Here is a 22190-nt window from a genome sequence, read left to right on the forward strand (position 1 = left end):
CGACAGGGTGGGATCAGGCGGTGGTGCGGCGTTTGAGGCGGCGGCGGCCGGTGAGGGCCAGGGCGGCGGCGCCGGTGAGGGCGGCGAGGGCTGCGGCGCTCACGGGGGCTCGGCCGTAGCGGGCGGGGCCGCCGTAGACGCGGGGCTTGCTGGCGAAGACGTTGCCCTTGTCGGGGCCGGTGCGGCGGCGGGAGAGGCCGAAGCTTCGCATCAGGGGGCCGACGAGGGCGTCGTAGACCGGCGGCATGAAGCTGTAGCCGGCCTCGACGAATTCGTTGGCCAGGCCGACCGAGCGGGAGCGGCGGGGACGGTCGGCGAGGCTGACGATGGCGTCGCCCATGCGCTCGGCGGTGTCGACGGGCGGGGGCGGGCGGCCCACGAAGCCGGCGTAGTTGCCGGAGCTGGTGTAGATGGGCGTGTCGACGCTGCCCGGGACGAGCTGGCAGACGTGGATGTCCGGCGCGTCACGCGTCTCCTGCTGCAGGATGCGGGTCAGGGCGCGCAGACCCCACTTGGGGGTCACGTAGGTGCTCATGTACGGCACGGTGACGTGTCCGAGGAGAGAGCTGCTCAGGATCAGAGTGCCGCGTCCCTGCTTGCGGAAGACGCGGAGGGCGGCGCGGGCGACGTTCGCCGGGCCGAGCAGGTCGGCGGTGACGACCTTGTCGAAGACGTCCGGCGGGATGTCCTCGAAGCGGCCGTAGGCCACCACGGCCGCCGTGTCGGCCCACACGTCGATGCGGCCGAAGGCGTCCACTGCTGCCTCGGCGAGTTCGTCGACCTGGGCGCGGTCGGTGACGTCGGTCGGGACGACGAGGGCCTGCCCGCCGCACTCGGCGGCTACTTTCTCGAGGTCGGCCAGTCCCCGGGCGGCCAGCACGATCTTGTCACCCCGGGCGGCGAACGCATGGGCGGCGGCCCGTCCGATCCCGCTCGATCCCCCGGTCAGCACCACCACACGCGACGTCATGGCCCAGCTTCTACCCGGACGGTCCGCGCCTGAACGCCGACCCGGGCATCGAATTCGCCACGGCTGCCCGGCCCCGGCGAGCTTGCGTGGGACGTGCGGTCGCTGCCGGCGGAGAAGATCCACGACAGCTGCCCGCGACGGCGTTGAGCACGCCGGCCAGCGGCAGTTGGCGCATTCCCGCTCGCTGCCTGGCCGGAAGGAACGCGAGCACGGGACGACAACATGCGGGTTGCGGCGGATCGGCGACGGGTGCGGCGGGGGGACGTACGCGAAAAGATGCGGGAAGCGGGGGACGGCGGCCGCACCGGGCCACGAAATGCGGGACGAGCAGGGAGACTGACCGCATGGACCTGCCGCTGAACCCGCCCGTCAAGCCGATGCTGGCCAAGCCGGTCGCCGAGATCCCGCCCGGGCAGCTCTACGAGCCGAAATGGGACGGTTTCCGCTCGATCATCTTCCGGGACGGCGACGAGGTGGAGATCGGCAGCCGCAACGAGAAGCCGATGACCCGCTACTTCCCCGAGGTGGTGCGGGCGGTGCTGGAGAACTTCCCCGAGCGGGCGGTGATCGACGGCGAGATCATCGTGGCGGACACCGGGCGCAACACGCTCGACTTCGAGGCGCTCCAGCAGCGGATCCATCCCGCCGCGAGCCGGGTCACGCTGCTGTCGGAGCAGACCCCGGCCGGCTTCGTCGCGTTCGACCTGCTTGCGCTCGGTGACGAGGACTTGACGGTACGGCCGTTCGCCGAGCGCCGCGCGAAGCTGGAGGAGTGTCTGGCGAGCGCGAAGCCGCCTGTCTACGTGACGCCCGCCACCGATGACCTGGAGACGGCCAGACGCTGGTTCGCCGAGTTCGAGGGCGCGGGGCTCGACGGGCTGATCGCGAAGGCCAAGGACCTGGGCTACGAGCCGGACAAGCGGGTCATGACCAAGATCAAGCACAAGCGCACGGCCGATTGTGTCGTTGCCGGTTACCGGCTGCACAAGTCCGGGGACGACCGGATCGGCTCGCTGCTGCTGGGTCTCTACGACGACCGGGATGTCCTGGTCTCCGTCGGGGTCATCGGCTCCTTTCCGATGAAGGTGCGCGAGGAGCTCTTCGTCGAACTGCAGCCGCTGGTCACCGAGCTCGAGGGCCACCCGTGGAACTGGGCGGCGCACATGTCGGGCGAGCGCACCCCGCGCAAGAACGAGGTCAGCCGCTGGAACGCCGGCAAGGACCTCTCCTTCACCCCGCTGCGGCCGGAGCGCGTGGTGGAGGTGCGCTACGACTACATGGAGGGCGAGCGTTTCCGGCACACCGCGCAGTTCGAACGGTGGCGTCCGGACCGCCAGCCGCGCTCCTGCACGTACGACCAGCTGGAACGCCCGGTCCGTTTCAACCTGGCCGATGTCCTCACGAGCCGCTGAACCGAGTCTTCCACAGGAGCCGCTGAGGAAAGGCGTCCGCACGAGCACTGATGACAGAAGTCATGAGAACTCGTGAAGAACGGCGCCCGGACGAGCCGGACAAGGAAACTGTCAGCCGCACCGCGTAGCCTCGTGAACCGGAACCGCCGAAGCCGAGGTGGCTCCGCCGAACGAGAAAGGCCGCGCACCGTGCCGCGTACCCCCCGCCTCGTCTTAGCCGCTCTGGTCGCCGTCGTCATGACCACGGCCGGCTGCACGCTGCCGGCGTTCGCGCCCGGCGACGCCGACCGTGCCGCGCCCACGAGCGGGAGCAGCTCGGCGCCGGCGGCCGCCCCGGGGAGCCAGGCGCAGTGGACGCCCTGCCCCGAGGTCCCGGAGGAGCTGATCGGCCGCGGCGCCGCGAACATGACGTACGACTGCGCCACCGTGGCCGTCCCGCAGAGCTGGAGCTCGCCGCAGAGCGGTCAGACGTACGACATCGCGCTCATCCGCATCCGATCCAGCACGCAGAGCAACCGGATCGGGTCGCTGCTGATCAACCCGGGCGGGCCCGGCGGGTCGGGCATCGAGACGGCCGTCTACCTGTCGTACGGGCAGACGCTGGGCGGTTTGCCATCCGAGGTGACCGACAAGTTCGACATCGTGGGCTTCGACCCGCGCGGCGTCGGCAAGTCCAGCCCGGTGAAGTGCATCTCGGCCACGGATGAGGACGCGTCCTTCGCCGCGCCGCCGGACCCGCGGACCGAGGCCGGCTTCCAGGAGGTCGTCGGGATCAGCAAGCGGATCGCGGACGGGTGCGCCCAGAAGTACGGCGAGCAGCTCACCAACTTCAGCACCGAGCAGGCCGCCCGGGACATGGACGCCATCCGGGCCGCGGTCGGCGACGAGAAGACGACGTATCTGGGCTTCTCCTACGGGACGCTGCTCGGGGCGACGTACGCCCAGCTCTATCCGGACAAGATCCGCGCGCTCGTGCTCGACGGGGCGATCGACCCCGCGCAGGACACCGTGGCGGCGTCGGAGACCCAGGCCAAGGGCTTCGAGCGGGCGTTCACCAACTTCACCAACTGGTGCAAGGCCACCGCCGCCAAGTGCCCGATCGCCGCCGACCCGCGCAAGGCGGTCACCGACGCGCTCGCCAAGGCCGAGGCTTCCCCGGTGCGCGGACCGGACGGGCGCGAGGCGACGTCGGGCTGGGTGTTCCTGTCCGTGGTGTCGTCGCTCTACACCGAGACCGGCTGGCAACAGCTCGCCAAGGCGATCGCCGACCTGCAGACCGGTGACGCCGAGGCGGTCTTCGAGCTCGCCGACCAGTACGCGGACCGGCGTCCCGACGGCACCTACTCCAACCTCTTCGACGCCAACTTCGCCGTCAACTGCGCCGACACCGACGAGACCCTGACCGTCGACCGGATCCGTCAGCTGCAGGGCGAGTGGCGCCAGAAGTACCCGCTGTTCGGCGGTTCGATGGCGCTCGGGCTGCTGACCTGCTCGTTCTGGCAGGGCAAGCGCGACCCGTATCCGACGGGCGCGGCCAAGGGCGCCCCGCCGATCGTGGTCGTGGGCACGACCGGCGACCCGGCGACGCCGTACGAGAACACGGCCAAGCTCGCGTCGATGCTGGGCACCGGCCACGTGCTGACGTGGGAGGGCGAGGGCCACACCGCGTACCCGAGCACCCAGTGCATCGTCACCGCCGTCGACCGCTATCTGATCAACCTGGAGGTGCCCCAGGAGGGGCTGCGCTGCCCCGCCCGCTGAGCCACCACCCGCACAAGGCCGCCGCGCACAAGGCCGCCACGGGAGGCCGCCGCGCGGGAGGCCGCCGCGGGAGGCCGCCGCGGGAGGCCGCCGCGGGAGGCCGTCGCGCGGGGGGCCGCCCGCTGGCGCCCGCGGGAAGCCGCGCAGACAACGACGCACGCAGAGAGCGCGGCAACGCCATCCCATGTACGGGGGTGGGCGCCTGCGGGAGGCCGTCCTCTGACGGGCAAGCTGCGGGACGACACCTTTACACGCGTGGGAGCGGACGCACGTCGGAGCGGACGCACGTCGGAGCGGACGCACGTCGGAGCGGACGCGCGTGGGAGGTCGGCGCGGGCGACGAAGGTGGGAGCGGCGCTTGTCAGGTGCTGGGGGTGGAACGGGCGGCGGCCGGGGTGGTGGGGTCGTCCGGGGCGGTGGGGGTGATGCCTTCGCGCTCGGCCAGGGCTTCGAGGAGGCGGCGGACCTGGCGGAGGTTGGTTTTCAGTTCTTCCTGTTCCTCGTGGCGGAAGGCGTCGGTGTCGACGATCAGTTTGCTGGCGAAGTGGGCGGTGATCAGTGGGACGACGACGAGGACCATGACCGAGATGAGGAGGGCCGCCATGAGACGGCCGGGCCAGGTTTCGGGGGAGATGTCGCCGTAGCCGACCGTCGAGGCGGTCACCACGGCCCACCAGATGGCGTCGCCCATGGTGGCGTTCGGCTCGAAGATTCGGTAGAGCACGCTGCTGACCGCGATCAGCAAGGCGTACGACAGCATCAGCGTCCGCGGCGAGTTCGCGAGCCACACCAGCCCGCGATAGACCGCCCGGAACGGCGCAAGCAGCATCCCCATCCGGTCATGGTGCAGGATGAGACCGTGTCCGATCTCTCCTTCCGAACGGCGGATCGCGCCGACGTACCGGTGATCCTTGATCTGATGAACGGTGGAGCCGTCGATGCCGGCGCGGTCCCCGAGCACGCCGACGAGCGGCACTGGGCGGCCTTCGAGGCCATCGACGCCGACCCGCGCAACGAGCTCATCGTCATGGAACGGGACGGCGAGGTTGTCGGGACGTGCCAGCTCACCTTCATCCCGTCGCTGATCCGGGGCGGGGCGGAGCGGCTCACCGTCGAGTCGGTGCACGTACGGGCGGATCTGCGGGGTCAGGGGTTGGGCCGGCAGCTGATGGAGTGGGTCGAGCGGCAGGCGCGCGAGCGCGGCTCCGGCCTGATCCAGCTGACGTCGAACAAGCGACGGACCGAGGCGCACCGGTTCTATGAGCGACTGGGCTACGAGGCCAGCCACGTGGGGTTCAAGAAGCCTCTCTAGGCCGGTCGCGGTCCTTGGACGGCTGGACGCGCTTCGGCTCGCCGGGCATCTTGGGGTGGTCGGGCGGGTAGGGCAGGTCACCGAGGCCGTCACGCTCGAACCATTCCAGCAGGGGCGTGAGGTCGTACGCGACGTCGTCGATCCCCGCGTGCGCGTCGCCCGTCTTGGCCAGCCGGGGCGGCACCGTGCGCAGGTCGAAGTCGTCGGGCTCGATGTCGGGCAGCTCGTCCCAGGTCACCGGGGTCGACACGGTGGCCCGGGCGTTGGCGCGCAGCGAGTAGGCGCAGGCGATCGTCCGGTCGCGGGCCATCTGGTTGTAGTCGAGGAACACCCGCTCGCCGCGCTCCTCCTTCCACCACGAGGTGGTGATCCGGTCGGGGCTGCGGCGCTCGACCTCGCGGGCCAGGGCGATCGCGGCGTGGCGGACCTCGACGAAGGACCACGACGGCTTGATGCGTACGTAAATGTGCACGCCCCGCCCGCCGGAGGTCTTGGGCCACCCGGTCCAGCCCAGGTCACCGAGCACCTCCCGGACCACGCTCGCGGTGTGCACGACGTCGCCGAAGCCCGTGCCCGGTTGCGGGTCGAGGTCGATGCGCAGCTCGTCGGGCTGGTCGGCCGCGGCCGCGCGCACGGGCCACGGGTGGAACACGACCGTGCCCATCTGCGCGGCCCAGGCCACGTGGGCGAGATCCACGGGGCACAATTCCTCCGCCGTACGCCCGGAGGGGAACGTGACAGTCGCCTTCCGCACCCACGGTGGCACTCCCCGTGTGGCGATGCGCTTCTGGAAGAACATCTCGCCGTCGAGGCCGTCCGGGAACCGCTGGAGCGTCGTCGGCCGGTCCCGCAGCGCGCGCATGATGCCGTCGCCGGCCGCCACGTAGTAGTCGAAGACGTCCCGCTTGGTGAAGCCCCGCTCCGGGAACATCACCTTGTCGGGGCTCGTGAGCCGGACCTGGTGGCCCGCGATCTCGATGTCCTCCGCGGGCGTGCGAGAAGCTGCCATGGCCTGACCATACGGAGAAACGGCGACGGCCGCCCTCCCTGCAGCGGGAGAGCGGCCGTCCGTGTCGCGGAAAGATCAGGCCTTGCGACGGCGGCCGTAGAGCACCGCACCGGCGCCGGCGACCAGCAGGGCACCACCGACGGCGGCGGTCAGGCCCAGCGGCGCACCGGTCAGGGGCAGCGTGCCGCCCGCGCTCACGCCGCCACCGGGCGTGCTCTCGGACGGGCTGGGCGCGGGCGAGGTCGCGGGGAGCTCGCCGCCCGGCGGGACGGTGTCGACGCTGGCGGTCGGCGTCGACGGGGACGGCGAGGCCGTGGGCGGGGTGGTCGGCGGCGTGGTGGCCGGGCTCTCGCTGCCGTAACCCTGCTGGCCCCGGGTGGGGGTGTCGCTGTCGGGCGCCTCGCCGCCGTAACCGTCAGCGTCGGTGCGCTGGTCGTCGGCGGACGGCGTCGTCATGACGGCGGGGTGTGCCACCCGGGCCGCCTCGTCACCGGTCGCCGCGGCGGGCGCTCCGGTGAAGGCCAGGGCGGCGAGGGCGGTGACACCGGCCACGGGCAGTCCAGCGGCCAGCCGGCGCGCAAAACTCATGAGGAGAATCCGTTCTGTTGCGGTACGTCCGTATGGTCCGGAGGAGTTTAGCGCCTTATGCCCGAATTGCGCGCAGCACCTCCCCCTCGAACAACTCCTCTCAGCGACGAAGGACACGTCTGCCCGCCCGGAGGACACACGTGACGGACGCGAACGGACGGCAGCGAAGGCAGCGACGAAGGACACCGGACGCCGCCCCCGCACCGAAGTACCGTGGAGTGCATGGCAACTGACGGAACCACCCTGCCCACGACCGAGGACGAGTGGCGGGTCCGCCTGACCCCCGACGAGTTCCACGTCCTGCGGCAGGCCGGCACCGAGCGGCCCTGGTCCGGCGAGTATGTGAACACCAAGACCGAGGGCATGTACCAGTGCCGCGCCTGCGGCGCCGACCTCTACCCCAGCGACACCAAGTTCGACAGCCACTGCGGCTGGCCGTCGTTCGACGACACCATCCCGGGTGCCGTCAAGGAGATCGACGACTACAGCCTCGGCATGGTGCGCACGGAGATCCGGTGTGCGCGCTGCGACAGCCACCTGGGCCACGTCTTCAAGGGCGAGATGATGACGCCGAAGAACACACGGCACTGCGTCAACAGCCTGTCGATCAAGCTCGACCCGAAGTAGGAGACGAGCTCGACCCGAAGTGAGAGACGAGCTCGACCCACGGTGAAGGCCACGGTGAAGGCCGCAGCAGGGATCGAGCTCGCCCCCAGCCGGCGGAGAGCCGGGGCGCGGGCCAGGACGAGAGCCGGTGCGCGGGCCAGGACGAGAGCCGGTGCGCGGGCCAGGACGAGGACCGGGCCGGACCCGGAACGAGGGAAGTAACCGAGGGAACGGCTACTGCCGGACAGGATTCGGCTGCGTCGCCCACCACTCCGACGGCACCATCTCGTAGACCTCCTGCGCGAGGTCCAAGAGGTGCTCCCCCGTCTTGTGCCCGTGGTGGGCGTCCGCAAGACCCTTGAGCCGCACGTACCACTCGGCCAGCTGCTCCACATTGACGGAAACCTGATAGTCCATACGCGCAGGGTAATCCTGAAGGGCGGGACCTTCGGCCCTGCCTCGCCGTGATCACGACGGGCACAGTGGATGCCGTGCCGCTCACATCGAAAGACCCCGGTGGCCGACCGGATGCAAGACCTGACAGGGTGGAGGCCGAGCCGGCGGGAAGGTTGGACGGGGTGCGTAAGCGGGTTGCGGTCATCGGCGGCGGCATCGCGGGGCTGGCCGCGGCGGTCCGCCTCCGCGACCGGGCGCCGGCCGACACCGAGATCATCGTGTACGAGCAGAGCGGCCGGCTGGGCGGCAAACTGCGCACCGGCGAGATCGCGGGCACCCAGGTCGAGCGTGGCGCCGAGTCGATGCTCATGGGCTCGCCCGACGGTGGCGAGTCCGCGGCGGTCGCATTCGCGCGGCGACTCGGGCTCGGCGACCAGCTCGTGCACCCGGCCGCCATCCCGGCCGCCCTGGCGATCGGCGGGGCACTCGAGCGTGTCCCGGGCGGGACCCTGGTGGGCGTACCCGGCGATCTCAGCCTGCTCGGCAATGTCGCGCAGCCGGCGGCGGAGGCCGACCGCGACGAAGGCCGCCCGCTGCTCGCCCCGGGTGCGGATGTCGCCGTGGGTGAGCTGGTCCGGGCCCGTTACGGCGATCAGGTCGCCGATCGGCTGGTCGATCCGATGCTGGGCGGGGTCTACGCCGGCCGGGCCGACCGCCTCTCGCTGGCCACGACGATGCCCGCCCTCGCCCGCACCGCCCGCGTCGAGCACACGCTCCAGGGTGCGGTCCGCGCCGCCCAGCGGGCCTCCGTCCGCGTGCCCGGCCGCCCGATCTTCGCCGCGCTCGAGGGCGGCATGAGCAGCCTGATCGGCGCGGCGGCCAAGGCCAGCGGCGCCCGCATCAGCCTCGGCCTGCCCGTACGCGAGCTGACCCGCACCCCCCACGGCTGGCGCCTGCTCCTCGGGCCCGTCCCGGAGCCGCAGGTCGACGACGTCGACGCGATCGTGCTCGCCGTGCCCGCCCGTCCCGCGGCCCGCCTCCTCGCCGGCGTCGACCTCACCGCGGCCGCCGAGGTGGAGACGCTCGACTATGCGAGCGTGGCGCTGGCCGCGTTCGCGTTCCCGGCCGGCACCGAGCTGCCCGGCCTCTCCGGCTTCCTCGTCCCGCCGTCCGAGGGGACATTGGTCAAGGCGGCGACCTTCTTCACGAGCAAGTGGCCGCATCTGGCGCGGGAGGACGGCCCGGTCGTCGTCCGCGTCTCGCTCGGCCGCGCCGGGGAGGAGGAGCGCCTGCGGTACGACGACGCGGTGCTCGCCGCGACCGCCCGCACCGAGCTGGCCCGTCTCGCCGGGCGTGAGCTGCCGGCGCCGATCGCGGGCTGGGTGCAGCGGTGGGGCGGCGGCCTCCCGCAGTACGCCCCCGGGCACCTCGACCGGGTCGCCCTCGCCCGCGCGGCGCTCACGGAGCACCCCGGGCTGACGCTGGCCGGCGCCGCCTATGACGGCGTGGGCGTGCCGGCCTGCGTGGCCAGCGGCGAGAAGGCCGCCGACGACGTCCTGAAACACCTGGAGGAACGATGAGCGACGAGGCGCAGACGAACGCCGCCCGGATCAAGGAACTGAACGCGACGATCCGGTACACCATGTGGTCGGTGTTCCGGGCCACGACGCCCCTGCCCGCGCTGCGCGACGAGCTGGCGAGCGAGGTGGACACCCTCTTCGGGCAGCTGGCCGGCAAGGACGTCACGGTCCGCGGCACGTACGACGTCGCGGGCCTGCGCGCCGACGCCGACGTGATGGTGTGGTGGCACGCCGAGACGTCGGACGCGCTGCAGGACGCGTACAGCCTGTTCCGGCGTACGGCGCTGGGCCGGCACCTCACGCCGGTCTGGTCCAACATGGCGCTGCACCGGCCGGCCGAGTTCAACAAGAGTCACCTGCCGGCGTTCCTCGCCGACGAGACGCCGCGCAACTACATCTCGGTCTACCCGTTCGTCCGCTCGTACGAGTGGTACCTGCTGCCCGACGAGGAGCGCCGCGCCCTGCTCGCCGAGCACGGCAAGATGGCCCGCCCCTACCCGGACGTGCGCGCCAACACGGTCGCGTCGTTCTCGCTCGGCGACTTCGAGTGGATCCTCGCCTTCGAGGCCGACGAGCTGCACCGCATCGTCGACCTCATGCGCGACCTGCGGGCGTCGGGCGCGCGGCGGCACGTACGCGAAGAGGTGCCCTTCTTCACCGGCCGCCGCCGCTCGATCAGCGAGATCGTCGCAAGCCTGCCGTAGGGGTCTGTCCGGCGGACCAAGACAGCCCACCGAGGAAAAGCAGACCAAGACAGCCCGCCGAGGAAAAGCAGACCAAGACGGCCCGCCAAGGAAAAGCGGACCAAGACGGCCCGCCGAGGAAGAACCTAGGGGCGGGCCATGGGGACGTGCGGAATGCCGTCCTCCATGAACGAGGGGCCGGCCGGCTCGAAGCCGAAGCGCGCGTAGAAGTCCGTCAGATGCGCCTGGGCGTGGAGCACGGCCGGCCTGTTCCCGATCACCGTCAGCGCGTGCTCCATGATCCGGCTGCCGTAACCGCCCCGGCGCGCGGCCTGCGACGTCACGACCCGGCCGATCCGCTCGTGGTCGCCGTCGTCCAGGATCCGCAGGTACGCCAGGATCTCCTCGCCCCGGGCCAGCCACACGTGCCGGGTGCCCGGCTCGGTGTCCCGCCCGTCGATCTCCGGGTACGGGCACTTCTGCTCGACCACGAACACGTCCACCCGCAGCTTGAGCAGGGCGTAGAGAGTGCTCGTGTCCAGGTTCGCGAAGGAAGCGACCCGGATCTCCTCATGTGCTTCCGGCCTCATGAAAACCACTTTATGCGTCACTTCTCGTACCCTCGGACGTTGGCCACACAGGAGCCCGCCACCCTGGGAGCGAAAATGATCAAGCGGAGCAAGTTGTTCGGGAACAAGACCCGGGTGACGTTCTGCCTGCCGAGGAACACCCCGCCCGGCAAGGTGAGCGTGGTGGGCACCTTCAACGACTGGGAGCCGGGCGCGCACGAGCTCAAGGACCGGCGCGACGGCACGCGCACGATCACGCTGCGCCTCGACCCGGGCCACTACCGCTTCCGCTACCTGGCCACCGACGACGTCTGGCTCGACGACGACCAGGCCGACGCGGTCGGTCCGCACGGCAGCGAGCTGCACCTCTGACCAAACTTCGCGTTTCGCCACGCGACACGGGGGCACGACTTAGCTTTGGTTGATTTGACAACTAAGCAGAGAGGGAGTCACGTGGCGAACGTCAAGCTGTCGATCATCTACTACTCGTCGACCGGCACCATCCACGGCATGGCGGAACGGCTGCAGCAGGCGGGCGAGAAGGCCGGCGCCGAGGTCCGGCTCCGGCAGGTCGCCGAGCTGGCGCCGCAGGAGGCGATCGCGTCCAACGCGGCGTGGAGCCAGCACTTCGACCGCACCAAGGACGAGCCGAAGGCGACCGCGGACGACGTCGTCTGGGCCGACGCGGTGCTGTTCGGCAGCCCCACCCGCTATGGCAACGTGGCGAGCCAGCTCAAGCAGTTCCTCGACACGCTCGGCCCGCAGTGGGCGCAGGGCCAGCTGGCGAACAAGGCGTACGCGGGCTTCACCGCCTCCCAGACGGCCCACGGCGGCCAGGAGTCGACGCTGCTCGCGCTCTACAACACGATCCACCACTTCGGCGGCATCCTGGTCACGCCGGGTTACACCGACCCGCTGAAGTTCGCCGACGGCAACCCGTACGGTGTCTCGCACGTCACGGGCCCGGCGAACGACGCGCCCCTGACCGACGCCGAGATCGCGGCCCTCGACCACATGGCGCAGCGGATCGTCACGATCGCCGCCAAGCTCAAGGACTGAGTGACGGATTTCCGACGGCTCGTCCTCACTCTTCGGAGTGGGGACGAGTGCGCCGGAGCCCGCTCCCGGTGGCAGACTGTCGCCCGTGGTCAAGAAGTTCGATGCGGATCTGACCGGCGCACAGTGGCGCCGCAGTGCATCCTCCGAGGGTGCGGCCGTCGAGGTCGCCCTGCTGGAGGAAGGGGTCGCCGTGCGCGACTCCCGGTCCCCCGACGGGGACGTTCTCTTCTTCACGCCGGCCGAGTGGGACGCCTTCGTGGGCGGGGCCAAGGACGGCGAGTTCGACCTTTGACAACTCTGGTTGCTTTCGGGCATATCAACCCGAACAACCTTCGGTTTCCTCTACCGTCACTCCCATGAGCGAATACCAGAGTTCTGACCTGCTGAAGAAGGTGGAGCGGTACGAGGCCGCCGTCAAGGAGCTCGCCGCCGCGCACGAGGAAGTCAAGACCGTCCTCATCGAGGCCATCCTGTTCGATCGCTGGCAGATGCTCGGCGCCCAGCTCGGCTTCTCCACCGACGCCACCCCGGCCGCGGGCCCGGCCGGCGACAAGGAGGAGCCGAACCGGGACCTCGCCCAGCTCAACCAGCAGATATCGCAGATGAGCGAGGCCTGGGCCCGCTGACTGCTGATCGCGGAGTGGCGCGAGCTGCGCGAGCGGCGCCCACCAGTCGATGTGCGGTGGCAGGACTTGAGGCGACACGAAGGCCACGATCTGCGCGAACAGGTCAGGCCCCGGCCGTTGTGAGCCGCGCCGCCCGTGCCCCTGACGGCCACGGGCGGCCGGACGCGTTACCGTGACGGCCATGGCCGACACCCAGTACGAAGAGCTGTTGCGCCGGGTTCTCGAGACCGGCACCGCGAAGGACGACCGGACCGGCACAGGCACGGTCAGCCTCTTCGGCGAGCGCCTGCGCTACGACCTCTCGCAGGGCTTCCCGCTCATCACCACCAAGCGGGTGCACTTCAAGTCCGTGGCCGTCGAGCTGCTGTGGTTCCTGCGCGGCGACAGCAACGTCCAGTGGCTGCGCGACCAGGGCGTGACCATCTGGGACGAGTGGGCCGACGAGCACGGCGAGCTCGGCCCGGTCTACGGCAAGCAGTGGCGCTCCTGGCCCACCCCCGACGGCGGCCACGCCGACCAGATCGCGGACGTGCTGGCCACACTCCAGCGCGACCCCGACTCCCGGCGCATGATCGTCTCCGCCTGGAACGTCGCCCAGCTGCCCGAGATGGCCCTGGCCCCGTGCCACGCGATGTTCCAGTTCTACGTGGCGAACGGCCGGCTCTCCTGCCAGCTCTATCAACGCAGCGCCGACATGTTCCTCGGCGTGCCGTTCAACATCGCCAGCTACGCGCTGCTGACCCAGCTGATGGCCGCGCAGGTGGGCCTCGAGCCGGGCGACTTCGTCTGGGTCGGCGGCGACTGCCACATCTACTCGAACCACGTCGAGCAGGTGCGCGAACAGCTCACCCGCGACCCGTACGACTTCCCGGCGCTCGAGATCGCCCCGCGCCCGAGCCTCTTCGACTACCGCTTCGAGGACCTGACGCTCGTCGACTACAAGCACCACGCGGCGATCAAGGCCCCGGTGGCCGTCTGATGATCCACCTCATCTGGGCCGAAGCCCGCAACCACGTCATCGGTACGGGCGACAGCATCCCGTGGCGCCTCCCCGAGGACCAGCAGCGCTTCCGCCGCCTCACCAACGGCTCGACCGTGGTCATGGGCCGGGCCACCTGGGAGTCGCTCCCGCCCCGCTTCCGGCCCCTCCCCGGCCGCCACAACGTGGTGCTGACCAGCCGGGAGACCGTCGACGAGGCCGAGGTCGCCGCCTCGGTCGACGAAGTCCTCGCCAAGTACACCGACTTCTGGGTCATCGGCGGCGCCACGGTCTACGAAGCCTTCCTCCCGCACGCCGAGCACATCGCCCGTACGGTGATCGACCTCGACGTGGAAGGCGCCGTCCGCGCGCCCGTCCCCGGCCCGGAGTGGCAGGTCGACGCCGGCGAGTGGCACGTGTCGGAAGGTGGCCTGCGCTACCGCTACGAGGACCTCTGCCGCTGACTCAGAGGGAGTGCACCAGCTCGACGAGCCGGGTGAGCATGTCCGGGTCGGTCTCGGGCATGACGCCGTGGCCGAGGTTGAAGACGTGGCCCCGGGCGGCCTTGCCCTCGGCCACGACGCGCCGGGCCTCCCGCTCGACGACCTCCCACGGCGCGAACAGGACGGCCGGGTCCAGGTTGCCCTGCAGCGAGTGGCCCGGGCCGACGATGTCCGCCGCGCGGTCGAGCGGCGTGCGCCAGTCGACGCCCACGACGTCCGCTCCGGCCTCGCCCATGGCGGACAGCAGGAGGCCCGTGCCCACGCCGAAGTGGATGCGCGGCACCCCGGCGTCCGCCAGGCCGTTGAGGACCCGGGCGGAGTGCGGCTGGACATAGGCCCGGTAGTCCGCCTCCGACAGCGCGCCCGCCCACGAGTCGAACAGCTGGATCGCGCTGACGCCCGCGTCGACCTGGACGCGCAGGAAGGCGAGGGTGATGTCCGCGAGGCGCGCGCACAGGGTGTGCCAGAGCTGCGGGTCGCCGTACATCATGGCCTTGGTCTTGAGGTAGGTCCGCGAGGGACCGCCCTCGATGAGATAGCTGGCCAGGGTGAAGGGCGCCCCCGCGAAGCCGATCAGCGGCGTGGCGCCGAGCTCGGGCAGCAGCAGGCGCACCGACTCGGCGACAAAATCGACCTGCGCCGGGTCCAGGGCCGGGAGCGCGGCGACGTCGGCCGCGGTGCGGATCGGGGCGGCCACGACCGGGCCGGTGCCCGCGACGATGTCGAGGTCGACGCCGGCGGCGCTCAGCGGCACGACGATGTCGCTGAAGAGGATGGCCGCGTCGACGCCGTGGCGGCGGACGGGCTGGAGGGTGATCTCGGTGACCAGCTCGGGGCGGCGGCAGGACTCGAGCATGCCCACGCCCGACCGGATCTTGCGGTATTCCGGCAGCGAGCGGCCGGCCTGCCGCATGAACCAGACCGGCGGGTGGGGCACGTCCTGCCCGCGACAGGCGCGGACGAGGGCGGAGTCGGCGAGAGAGTTGGTCACCCGCCACATCGTGCCACGTGAGTGAACCGGCCCGTGCGGCGCGCCGCGCGCGGCGGCGAGGCAGTGATCGGCATAGGCTTTCTCCCATGCCGTCTGCGCCCGCTCCCCCCGAGGCGTTCGCGCGCGCCGTGGCCGGGTTGCGGGCCGCCGCGCCGCGCGAGGAGATCCTGCTGGAGGAGACCCAGGCCCCGCAGCGCCTGGCCCCCTATGCGTTCGCGCTGAGCGCCACCGTCCTGCGCGACGGTGACGAGGTCGCCAGCGGCCGGCTGATTCTGCTGCACGAGCCCGCGGGCCACGACGCCTGGCGGGGCACCCTCCGGCTGGTGACGCTCATCACCGCCGAGCTGGAGGAGGAGCTGGCCGGCGACCCCATGGTGCCCGAGGTGGCGTGGACGTGGCTCATCGACGGGCTCGATCAGCAGGAGGCGGCGTACACGGCGATCGGGGGCACGATCACCCGCACCGAGTCGACGCGCTTCGGCGAGCTGGCCGGCCCGGCGCCCACGGCCGACCTGGAGATCCGGGCGTCGTGGACCCCGACCTCGGACGATCTCGGGGCGCATCTGCAGGGCTGGTGCGAGATGCTGGCCTCGACCGCGGGCCTGCCGCCCCCGGGCATCACGGCCTTCAACCGCCAGCGGGCCTCGACTCCATAGCAGGCCTGCCGCCGTAAATCGGTAGCAACTGCTCGTAGGCCGACAAGACGGAAGACGGAATGTCCGTGGGAGCCTGGAAGCCCCGCGCCGGATACTCGATCAGCCGTGGCACCTCGCCCATGAGCAATGTGATGCAGTGCTCGATGTCCCAGGCACCCCAGTGCGGCGTCGAGGCATAGGCGGCACCGGCGAACCGCGGCTGCGTCCCGGCGAAATTGATCACCTCGGGCGTGCCGAGCGTCCACACGTGCCGGGTCACCGCGTCCATCCGCTGCTGCATGGCCGCGTCTTGCACGAGAATCATCCGGGACGGCGTGATGCCCTCGTCGCGCAGCACCCGCTCGGCGAAGGTGACATTGTTCCCGCAGTTGGCCGACGATCGTTCCAGCAGGCAGCCGGTGATGCCATGGACGGACGCCAGATAGGCGGCCATGATGTCGGCCTCCGTCGGCGCCGCCGCCAGCTCCGGATAGCGCCTGGCCACAGCCGCACGCAGCATCGGCGTCGTGTGCCCGGCCCCGCCGACCAGGATGACATGCCGGACATCTCCCGATTTCAGGAAAGAGCCGACGAGGTCCCAGCCCGGCGGCGGGCACCCGCCGAAGAGCACCAGCACATCGGCGGGCGGCAACGAAGGGACGTCCCGGCGGCCCAGAAAAGCAGCGAGCGTGTTCAGCACACCTTGAACGTGTCACATGCCGTCTTGATGGGCACGGCCAATCCGATGCCCTCGGCGTCCCGGGCCTTGGCGGTGGCCAGCCCGATGACCTCGTCGGCACCGTTCACCACGGGCCCGCCCGAGTTGCCGGGGTTGATCGGCGCGTCGAACTGCAGCGACGGCCCGTCGTCCGAGGCGGCCCGGTTCGCGCTGACCACGCCGGTCGTCACGGTGTCCTCGAGCCCGAGCGGGCTGCCCACGACCACCACCTGCTGACCCGGCTTCGCGGCCGCCTTGGCCACGGCGAGCCCGGCGATCTCCTTGCTCGCGCGCAGCAGCGCCAAATCCTTGCTCTCGCTGACCTTCACGATCGTGGCCGACACCTCGGTCTTGCCGCGCTCGAGGAAGACCTTCTTGGTGCCCGCGTCCCACACCGATTCGACCACGTGGAAGTTCGTCAGCAGGTTCGTCTTGCCGTCGTCCGGATCGCCGACCGCGAACGCCGTACCCGTGAAGTCGCCCGCCCGGACCCGGAACACGCTCGGCAGCACCTTCGACGAGATCGCCTCGGGGTCGAAGACCCCGGCCAGCTGCTGCTCCAGCTTCTCCGCGCGGTCGGCCAGCTCGGTCTCGCGCTGCTGGGAGGCGGTGAGCTGGTCGGTGAGGCGGGTGTCGTTGTGCTCCATCCGCCACGCGAGGACGCCACCCCCGCCGAGCAGGAGCAACGCGAGCAGGGCGGGGGCCAGGCGGCTGCGGCGCCGCGGCTCGAGGGGCTCACTGACCACCGGGTACGGATCCCGCCCGCTCGGCGACACGAGATAGGGCCCGGGCTCGCGGCGCGCCGGCCGTGGATGCCCTATCGGCTGCGCCTGCAGCGGCGGCAGCTGGTGCGGGGCCACGGGCCGGCGGGTCGTCGACCACTCGCCGGACGGGTGGTCGGGCAGGCTGAGCAACGGGTCCTGCGGCGGCCTGCGCTGGCCCGGCACCCCGAAGGGGTCGTAGGCGGTGGTCATGAGGCTCCCGGTGTCGACTCCTGCTCCGGCGGGTAGTACGGACCGGATGCCGTCGCGGATGTGCCGGCGGCCACCTTTTTCTTGAAGACGGCACAAATCGGGCACAAGTCGATCGAGCTTCGGCGCGCCGCCACCCGGCTGCACACACGGACCGACACACCCCCGTACGGTTACGGAGTGACCGACGAAGCACCCCTGACCCGTCGGGACGCGCCGGACCACGCCCACGACGGACCGCACGACGTGCCGCCCGACCCGACGTCTGGCGGTTCCGAGCCTGCCCGCACCTCTGTCCCGCTGACCGCGCCCCGCGAGGGCACGCCGCGTCCCGTGGAGACGGCCGCCGAGCTCGCCGAGGTCGTCGCGCGCATGGCCGCCGGCTCCGGCCCGGTCGCCGTCGACGCCGAGCGCGCGTCCGGCTACCGCTACACGCAGCGGGCCTATCTCGTGCAGCTGCGCCGCCAGGGCGCCGGCACGGTCCTGGTGGACCCCGTCCCCCTGGACGATCTGCGGACCCTCGACGCCGCGCTTGCCGACACCGAATGGGTCCTGCATGCTGCGAGCCAGGACCTCGCGTGCCTGGCCGAGGTGGGCATGAAGCCGCGGCGGCTGTTCGACACCGAGCTGGCCGCGCGGCTCGCCGGCTTCGAGCGGGTCGGGCTGGCCGCGCTCACCGAGCAGCTGCTGGGCTATTCGCTGGAGAAGCACCACTCGGCGGCGGACTGGTCCACCCGGCCGTTGCCCGAGTCGTGGCTGACCTATGCCGCCCTCGACGTCGAGCTGCTCACCGACCTGCGCGACCTGCTCGCGGCCGAGCTCGAGCGCCAGGGCAAGGCGGAGTGGGCGGCCGAGGAGTTCGCCGCGCTGGTGGCGAGCGCCGACCGGCCCCCGCGCACCCGGCCCGACCCGTGGCGGCGCACCTCCGGAATACACAAGGTACGCGGCGCCCGGGCCCAGTCCCGGGTGCGCGCGCTCTGGTACGCCCGGGACGGTGTCGCCGCGCGCCGCGACTCGGCCCCGGGTCGCGTACTCCCGGACTCGGCGATCGTCGCCGCGGCCGAGCTGGACCCGAAGGACGAGCGCACCCTGCTCGGCCTGCCCGGTTTCGGCGGCCGCTCGGTCCGCCGCCTGGCCCGGGTCTGGCTGGACGCCCTCGACAGCGCCCGTGCGCTCGCCGACGACGAGCTGCCCGTCAACCAGCCGGTCGAGGGGCCGCCCCCGCCGCACCGCTGGGCCGAGCGGGACCCCATCGCGGCCGCCCGCCTGCAGCGCTGCCGGCAGGTTGTGATCGCCACGGCCGAGGCCCACACGCTGCCGCCGGAAAATCTGATCAGTCCGGACTTCATTCGCAGGCTGGCCTGGGCGCCGCCGGAGGACGTCACCGCGCAGACGGTCGGCGACACGCTCCGGGGCTTCGGTGCCCGCAACTGGCAGGTCGGGCTCATCGCCGCCGGCGTGGCCGCGGTCCTGCCGGACGCACCGGCCGCGCAGTGACTGGCGCCCCTTGTTTACTCGTGAGTAACATAGGGGGGTCGTAGGAGACTGCAAGGAGGCTCGTTGTGCCCCGAGTAAGTCGCGAGGTCGTCTTCGTCGACGGCGTCCGCACCCCGTTCGGCAAGGCCGGCGGCATGTACGCCGAGACCCGCGCCGACGATCTGGTGATCCGGTGCATCCGGGAGCTGATGCGCCGCAACCCGCAGCTCCCGCCCGAGAAGGTCGACGAGGTCGCCATCGCGGCCACTACGCAGACCGGTGACCAGGGCCTGACCATCGGGCGCACCGCCGCGCTGCTCGCCGGCCTGCCCAAGTCCGTGCCCGGTTACGCCATCGACCGCATGTGCGCCGGCGCCATGACCGCGGTGACCAACGTCGCCGGGGGCATCGCGATGGGGGCGTACGACATCGCCATCGCCGGCGGCGTCGAGCACATGGGCCACCACCCCATGGGCGAGGGCGTCGACCCCAACCCGCGCATCCTGGCCGAGAAGCTGGTCGATCCGTCGGCGCTCGTCATGGGCAGCACGGCGGAAAACCTGCACGACCGGCTGCCGGGCATCACCAAGGAGCGCTCCGACGCGTACGGGCTGGCGTCGCAGGAGAAGACGGCCAAGGCGTACGCGAACGGGAAGTTCCAGCCCGACCTGGTGCCCGTCGCGATCCGCAGCACCGAGCAGGGCTGGGGGCTGGCCACGGTCGACGAGGCGCCCCGCGAGACGTCGATGGAGAAGCTCGCCACGCTCAAGACCCCGTTCCGCCCGCACGGCAAGGTGACGGCGGGCAACGCGGCCGGCCTCAACGACGGCGCCACCGCGGCGCTGCTGGCCGACGAGGAGACGGCTCGCGAGCTGGGCCTGCCCGTGGCGATGCGGCTGGTGTCGTACGGCTTCGTGGGGGTCGAACCGGAGATCATGGGTTACGGCCCGATCCCGTCGACCGAGAAGGCCCTGCGCCTGGCCGGGCTGACCATCGGGGACATCGGCCTGTTCGAGCTGAACGAGGCGTTCGCCGTCCAGGTCCTCGCCTTCCTCGACCACTTCGGCATCGCCGACGACGACCCCCGGGTCAACCCGTGGGGCGGCGCCATCGCCATGGGCCACCCCCTCGCCTCCTCCGGCGTCCGGCTGATGACCCAGCTGGCCCGCCACTTCGAGGAGCACCCCGAGGTCCGCTACGGCCTCACCGCCATGTGCATCGGCATCGGCATGGGCGGCACCGTGATCTGGGAGAACCCGCACTTCGAGGGAGCCGACAAGTGACATTGCCCGACTACCCCAACGAGGTTGTCACCCACGCCCTCGTCCGCGAAGTTCGGGTGCCCGGCCTGGACAAGCCCGCCGCGCTGATCACCCTCGACAACGGCTTCGACCACAAGAAGCCGAACAGTTTCGGGCCGGCCGGGCTGCGGTCGCTCGACGAGGCGATCACGAAGGCCACTGCGGCGGAGCCGGCGTTCATCGCGATCACGGGGAAGCCGTACATCTTCTGTGTCGGCGCGGACATCACCGGCATGCCGTTCATCACCGATCGCGATCAGGCAGTGGCCTTGGGCGAGCTGGGCCACCGAGTGTTCGCGCGCCTCCGCAGCTCGACAATTCCGACCTTCGCCTTCATCAACGGCGTGGCGCTCGGCGGCGGGCTCGAGGTGTCGCTGCACTGCCACTACCGCACGGTGTCCGGCGGCGCGGGCGCGCTCGGCCTGCCCGAGGTCGCGATCGGCCTGGTCCCCGGCTGGGGCGGCAGCCAGCTGCTCCCCAACCTCATCGGTGTCCCCGGCGCGGCGCAGGTCATCCTGCAGAACCCGCTCACCCAGAAGACCCTCAAGCCGAAGCAGGCCCGCGAGTTCGGCCTGGCCGACGCGCTGTTCGAGCCGGCCGACTTCCTGGAGAGCTCGCTCGCCTGGGCCGCCGGCGTCGTCAAGGGCGACGTCGCGGTCGAGCGGCCCGAGGTCGACAAGGACATGTGGGAGGGCGTGCTGTTCTTCGCCAAGCAGCAGCTCGACGAGCGGCTGCACGGCGCTGTCCCCTCGGCCAACAAGGCCCTCGAGCTGCTCGCCCTGGCCAAGGACGCCTCGTTCGAGGACGGGACGGCGGCCGAGACCGAGGCCCTCGCCGACCTGATCATGGGTGACGAGTCCCGCGCCAGCCTGTACGCGTTCGACCTCGTCCAGCGGCGCGCCAAGCGTCCCGTCGGCGTGCCGGACAAGTCCCTGGCCCGCAAGGTGACCAAGGTCGGGATCGTCGGCGCGGGGCTCATGGCCTCCCAGCTGGCGCTGCTCTTCGCCCGGCGCCTGCAGGTGCCGGTCGTGCTGACCGACATCGATCAGGCCCGGGTCGACCAGGGCGTCGATTACGTACGCGGCCAGATCGACAAACTGGTCGGCAAGGGCCGGCTCGACGAGGGCACCGCAGCCAAGCTCCGGGGCCTGGTCAGCGGCTCGGTCGACAAGGCCGTCTTCGCCGACGCCGACTTCGTCATCGAGGCCGTCTTCGAGAACCTCGACCTCAAGAAGCAGATCTGGGCCGAGGTCGAGAAGATCGTGGGCCCCGAGACGATCCTCGCCACGAACACGTCCTCGCTGTCGGTGACCGAGATGGCGGCCGACCTCGAGCACCCCGAGCGGGTCGTCGGCTTCCACTTCTTCAACCCGGTCGCCGTGCTCCCGCTGCTGGAGATCGTCAAGGGCGGCCGCACCGACGACGCCACGCTGGCCACGGCGTTCGCGGTCGGCAAGGAGCTGCGCAAGTCGTGCGTGCTGGTCAAGGACGCCCCGGCGTTCGTGGTCAACCGCCTGCTCACCCGCTTCACCAGCGAGGTGTTCAGCGCGATCGACGCCGGCACCCCGCTCGAGGTCGTGGACACCGCGCTCGACCCGCTGGGCCTGCCGATGCGCCCGATCGCGCTGCTCCAGCTGGTCGGCCCGGCCGTCGCGGCGCACGTCGGCGAGACCCTGCACGGGGCCTTCCCCGACCGCTTCGCCCTCTCGCCCAACCTGGCGAAGATCGTCGAGGCGGGGAAGCCGCTCATGGTCGACGACGAGATCAACCCCGAGGTGGTCGCGCTGGTCGAGGCCGGCTCCGCGCCGTTGACAGCCGACCAGGTACGCGAGAAGGCGCTCGACGCGCTCGCCCAGGAGATCCGCCTGATGCTGGACGAGGGCGTGGTGGCCGAGGTGCAGGACATCGACCTGTGCATGATCCTCGGCGCCGGCTGGCCGTTGCACCTCGGCGGCGTGTCCCCGTACCTGGACCGCAGTGGCACCTCCGAGCGCGTCACCGGCAAGCGCTTCCTGCCGCGGGGTGTGGCCGGCCTCCCGGTCTGA

The 22190-nt window shown here is 71.3% G+C and carries 25 protein-coding genes; 16 read left to right on the forward strand and 9 right to left on the reverse strand.

Translation table 11 applies throughout. The features are described from left to right. Nucleotides 1–13 precede the first annotated feature (13 nt). A complete protein-coding gene (locus RAN62_RS01940; RefSeq protein WP_305782667.1) occupies nt 14–970 on the reverse strand; it encodes an SDR family NAD(P)-dependent oxidoreductase in 957 nt (318 codons plus the stop codon). 344 nt (nt 971–1314) lie between these two features. Between RAN62_RS01940 and RAN62_RS01945 the strand changes: the two genes are divergently transcribed. Beyond that, the gene (locus tag RAN62_RS01945; protein WP_305782668.1) at nt 1315–2382 is read left to right on the forward strand and encodes an ATP-dependent DNA ligase; all 1068 of its coding nucleotides are present in this window, start codon (nt 1315–1317) and stop codon (nt 2380–2382) included. A gap of 237 nt (nt 2383–2619) precedes the next feature. Beyond that, entirely contained in the window at nt 2620–4143 is a 1524-nt protein-coding gene (locus tag RAN62_RS01950; RefSeq protein ID WP_305783040.1) for an alpha/beta hydrolase, read from the forward strand. A 361-nt stretch (nt 4144–4504) separates the two neighbouring features. Here RAN62_RS01950 and RAN62_RS01955 read toward each other — a convergent pair whose 3' ends face one another. Then, the gene (locus RAN62_RS01955) at nt 4505–4978 is read right to left on the reverse strand and encodes a potassium channel family protein (RefSeq protein ID WP_305782669.1); all 474 of its coding nucleotides are present in this window, start codon (nt 4976–4978) and stop codon (nt 4505–4507) included. Between the two features lie 24 nt (nt 4979–5002). On the opposite strand from RAN62_RS01955, the gene RAN62_RS01960 reads away from it, so the two are divergent. Next, entirely contained in the window at nt 5003–5455 is a 453-nt protein-coding gene (locus RAN62_RS01960) for a GNAT family N-acetyltransferase (protein ID WP_305782670.1), read from the forward strand. Here RAN62_RS01960 and ligD read toward each other — a convergent pair. Together ligD and RAN62_RS01970 are read right to left on the reverse strand one after the other, a co-directional pair. Continuing rightward, nucleotides 5439–6464 carry a non-homologous end-joining DNA ligase gene (gene ligD / locus RAN62_RS01965; RefSeq protein WP_305782671.1) on the reverse strand — a complete coding sequence of 342 codons (1026 nt, stop codon included), beginning with the start codon at nt 6462–6464 and terminating at the stop codon, nt 5439–5441. The two genes, RAN62_RS01960 and ligD, sit on opposite strands and share 17 nt — an antisense overlap. Nucleotides 6465–6539: 75 nt before the next feature. Continuing rightward, entirely contained in the window at nt 6540–7052 is a 513-nt protein-coding gene (locus tag RAN62_RS01970; RefSeq protein WP_305782672.1) for an LPXTG cell wall anchor domain-containing protein, read from the reverse strand. A gap of 222 nt (nt 7053–7274) precedes the next feature. Between RAN62_RS01970 and msrB the strand changes: the two genes are divergently transcribed. After that, nucleotides 7275–7679, forward strand: a complete 405-nt coding sequence (gene msrB / locus RAN62_RS01975; protein WP_305782673.1) for a peptide-methionine (R)-S-oxide reductase MsrB — start codon at nt 7275–7277, stop codon at nt 7677–7679. Between the two features lie 213 nt (nt 7680–7892). Here msrB and RAN62_RS01980 read toward each other — a convergent pair whose 3' ends face one another. Then, entirely contained in the window at nt 7893–8075 is a 183-nt protein-coding gene (locus RAN62_RS01980; RefSeq protein ID WP_305782674.1) for a hypothetical protein, read from the reverse strand. Between the two features lie 161 nt (nt 8076–8236). Between RAN62_RS01980 and hemG the strand changes: the two genes are divergently transcribed. Both hemG and hemQ read left to right on the forward strand, forming a co-directional pair. Continuing rightward, a complete protein-coding gene (gene hemG / locus RAN62_RS01985) occupies nt 8237–9634 on the forward strand; it encodes a protoporphyrinogen oxidase (protein ID WP_438874449.1) in 1398 nt (465 codons plus the stop codon). After that, the gene (hemQ, locus tag RAN62_RS01990) at nt 9631–10338 is read left to right on the forward strand and encodes a hydrogen peroxide-dependent heme synthase (RefSeq protein ID WP_305782675.1); all 708 of its coding nucleotides are present in this window, start codon (nt 9631–9633) and stop codon (nt 10336–10338) included. The genes hemG and hemQ overlap by 4 nt, the downstream gene beginning before the upstream one ends. 125 nt (nt 10339–10463) lie before the next feature. Here hemQ and RAN62_RS01995 read toward each other — a convergent pair whose 3' ends face one another. Beyond that, nucleotides 10464–10907, reverse strand: a complete 444-nt coding sequence (locus RAN62_RS01995) for a GNAT family N-acetyltransferase (protein ID WP_305782676.1) — start codon at nt 10905–10907, stop codon at nt 10464–10466. A gap of 75 nt (nt 10908–10982) precedes the next feature. Here RAN62_RS01995 and RAN62_RS02000 point away from each other — a divergent pair, with 75 nt between their 5' ends. From RAN62_RS02000 to RAN62_RS02025, 6 genes are all read left to right on the forward strand, one after another. Next, complete coding sequence (locus tag RAN62_RS02000; RefSeq protein WP_305782677.1) at nt 10983–11258, forward strand: isoamylase early set domain-containing protein; 276 nt, start codon at nt 10983–10985, stop codon at nt 11256–11258. An 81-nt stretch (nt 11259–11339) separates the two neighbouring features. Continuing rightward, the gene (gene wrbA / locus RAN62_RS02005; protein WP_305782678.1) at nt 11340–11945 is read left to right on the forward strand and encodes an NAD(P)H:quinone oxidoreductase; all 606 of its coding nucleotides are present in this window, start codon (nt 11340–11342) and stop codon (nt 11943–11945) included. An 85-nt stretch (nt 11946–12030) separates the two neighbouring features. Then, a complete protein-coding gene (locus RAN62_RS02010) occupies nt 12031–12237 on the forward strand; it encodes a DUF397 domain-containing protein (RefSeq protein ID WP_305782679.1) in 207 nt (68 codons plus the stop codon). A gap of 64 nt (nt 12238–12301) precedes the next feature. Then, complete coding sequence (locus RAN62_RS02015) at nt 12302–12571, forward strand: hypothetical protein (RefSeq protein ID WP_305782680.1); 270 nt, start codon at nt 12302–12304, stop codon at nt 12569–12571. A gap of 181 nt (nt 12572–12752) precedes the next feature. After that, nucleotides 12753–13550: a thymidylate synthase gene (locus RAN62_RS02020; RefSeq protein WP_305782681.1), complete on the forward strand. Its 798-nt coding sequence runs from the start codon at nt 12753–12755 to the stop codon at nt 13548–13550. Beyond that, a complete protein-coding gene (locus RAN62_RS02025; protein WP_305782682.1) occupies nt 13550–14014 on the forward strand; it encodes a dihydrofolate reductase in 465 nt (154 codons plus the stop codon). Before RAN62_RS02020 ends, RAN62_RS02025 begins: the two co-directional genes overlap by 1 nt. A 1-nt stretch (nt 14015) precedes the next feature. Here the strand turns inward: RAN62_RS02025 and hemE are convergent, their stop codons facing one another. After that, the gene (gene hemE / locus RAN62_RS02030) at nt 14016–15044 is read right to left on the reverse strand and encodes a uroporphyrinogen decarboxylase (protein WP_305782683.1); all 1029 of its coding nucleotides are present in this window, start codon (nt 15042–15044) and stop codon (nt 14016–14018) included. A gap of 86 nt (nt 15045–15130) precedes the next feature. On the opposite strand from hemE, the gene RAN62_RS02035 reads away from it, so the two are divergent. Further along, nucleotides 15131–15700 (forward strand): DUF3000 domain-containing protein, encoded by a 570-nt coding sequence (locus RAN62_RS02035; protein ID WP_305782684.1) that lies wholly within the window; start codon nt 15131–15133, stop codon nt 15698–15700. Here the strand turns inward: RAN62_RS02035 and RAN62_RS02040 are convergent. Then, nucleotides 15672–16379 (reverse strand): YdcF family protein, encoded by a 708-nt coding sequence (locus RAN62_RS02040; protein WP_305782685.1) that lies wholly within the window; start codon nt 16377–16379, stop codon nt 15672–15674. The two genes, RAN62_RS02035 and RAN62_RS02040, sit on opposite strands and share 29 nt — an antisense overlap. Further along, a complete protein-coding gene (locus tag RAN62_RS02045) occupies nt 16373–17371 on the reverse strand; it encodes a S1C family serine protease (protein ID WP_305782686.1) in 999 nt (332 codons plus the stop codon). The genes RAN62_RS02040 and RAN62_RS02045 overlap by 7 nt, the downstream gene beginning before the upstream one ends. Nucleotides 17372–17548: 177 nt before the next feature. On the opposite strand from RAN62_RS02045, the gene RAN62_RS02050 reads away from it, so the two are divergent. The 3 genes from RAN62_RS02050 to RAN62_RS02060 all read left to right on the forward strand — a co-directional run bounded on the left by RAN62_RS02050 (nt 17549) and on the right by RAN62_RS02060 (nt 22190). Next, nucleotides 17549–18865, forward strand: coding sequence for an HRDC domain-containing protein (locus RAN62_RS02050; protein ID WP_305782687.1), 1317 nt, complete (start codon nt 17549–17551; stop codon nt 18863–18865). A gap of 65 nt (nt 18866–18930) precedes the next feature. Continuing rightward, on the forward strand, nt 18931–20127 hold the full coding sequence (locus RAN62_RS02055; RefSeq protein ID WP_305782688.1) for a thiolase family protein: 1197 nt from the start codon (nt 18931–18933) through the stop codon (nt 20125–20127). A 2-nt stretch (nt 20128–20129) separates the two neighbouring features. Further along, nucleotides 20130–22190 carry a 3-hydroxyacyl-CoA dehydrogenase NAD-binding domain-containing protein gene (locus tag RAN62_RS02060; RefSeq protein ID WP_438874461.1) on the forward strand — a complete coding sequence of 687 codons (2061 nt, stop codon included), beginning with the start codon at nt 20130–20132 and terminating at the stop codon, nt 22188–22190.

The organism is Symbioplanes lichenis (assembly GCF_030709675.1).
GTDB lineage: Bacteria > Actinomycetota > Actinomycetes > Mycobacteriales > Micromonosporaceae > Actinoplanes > Actinoplanes lichenis.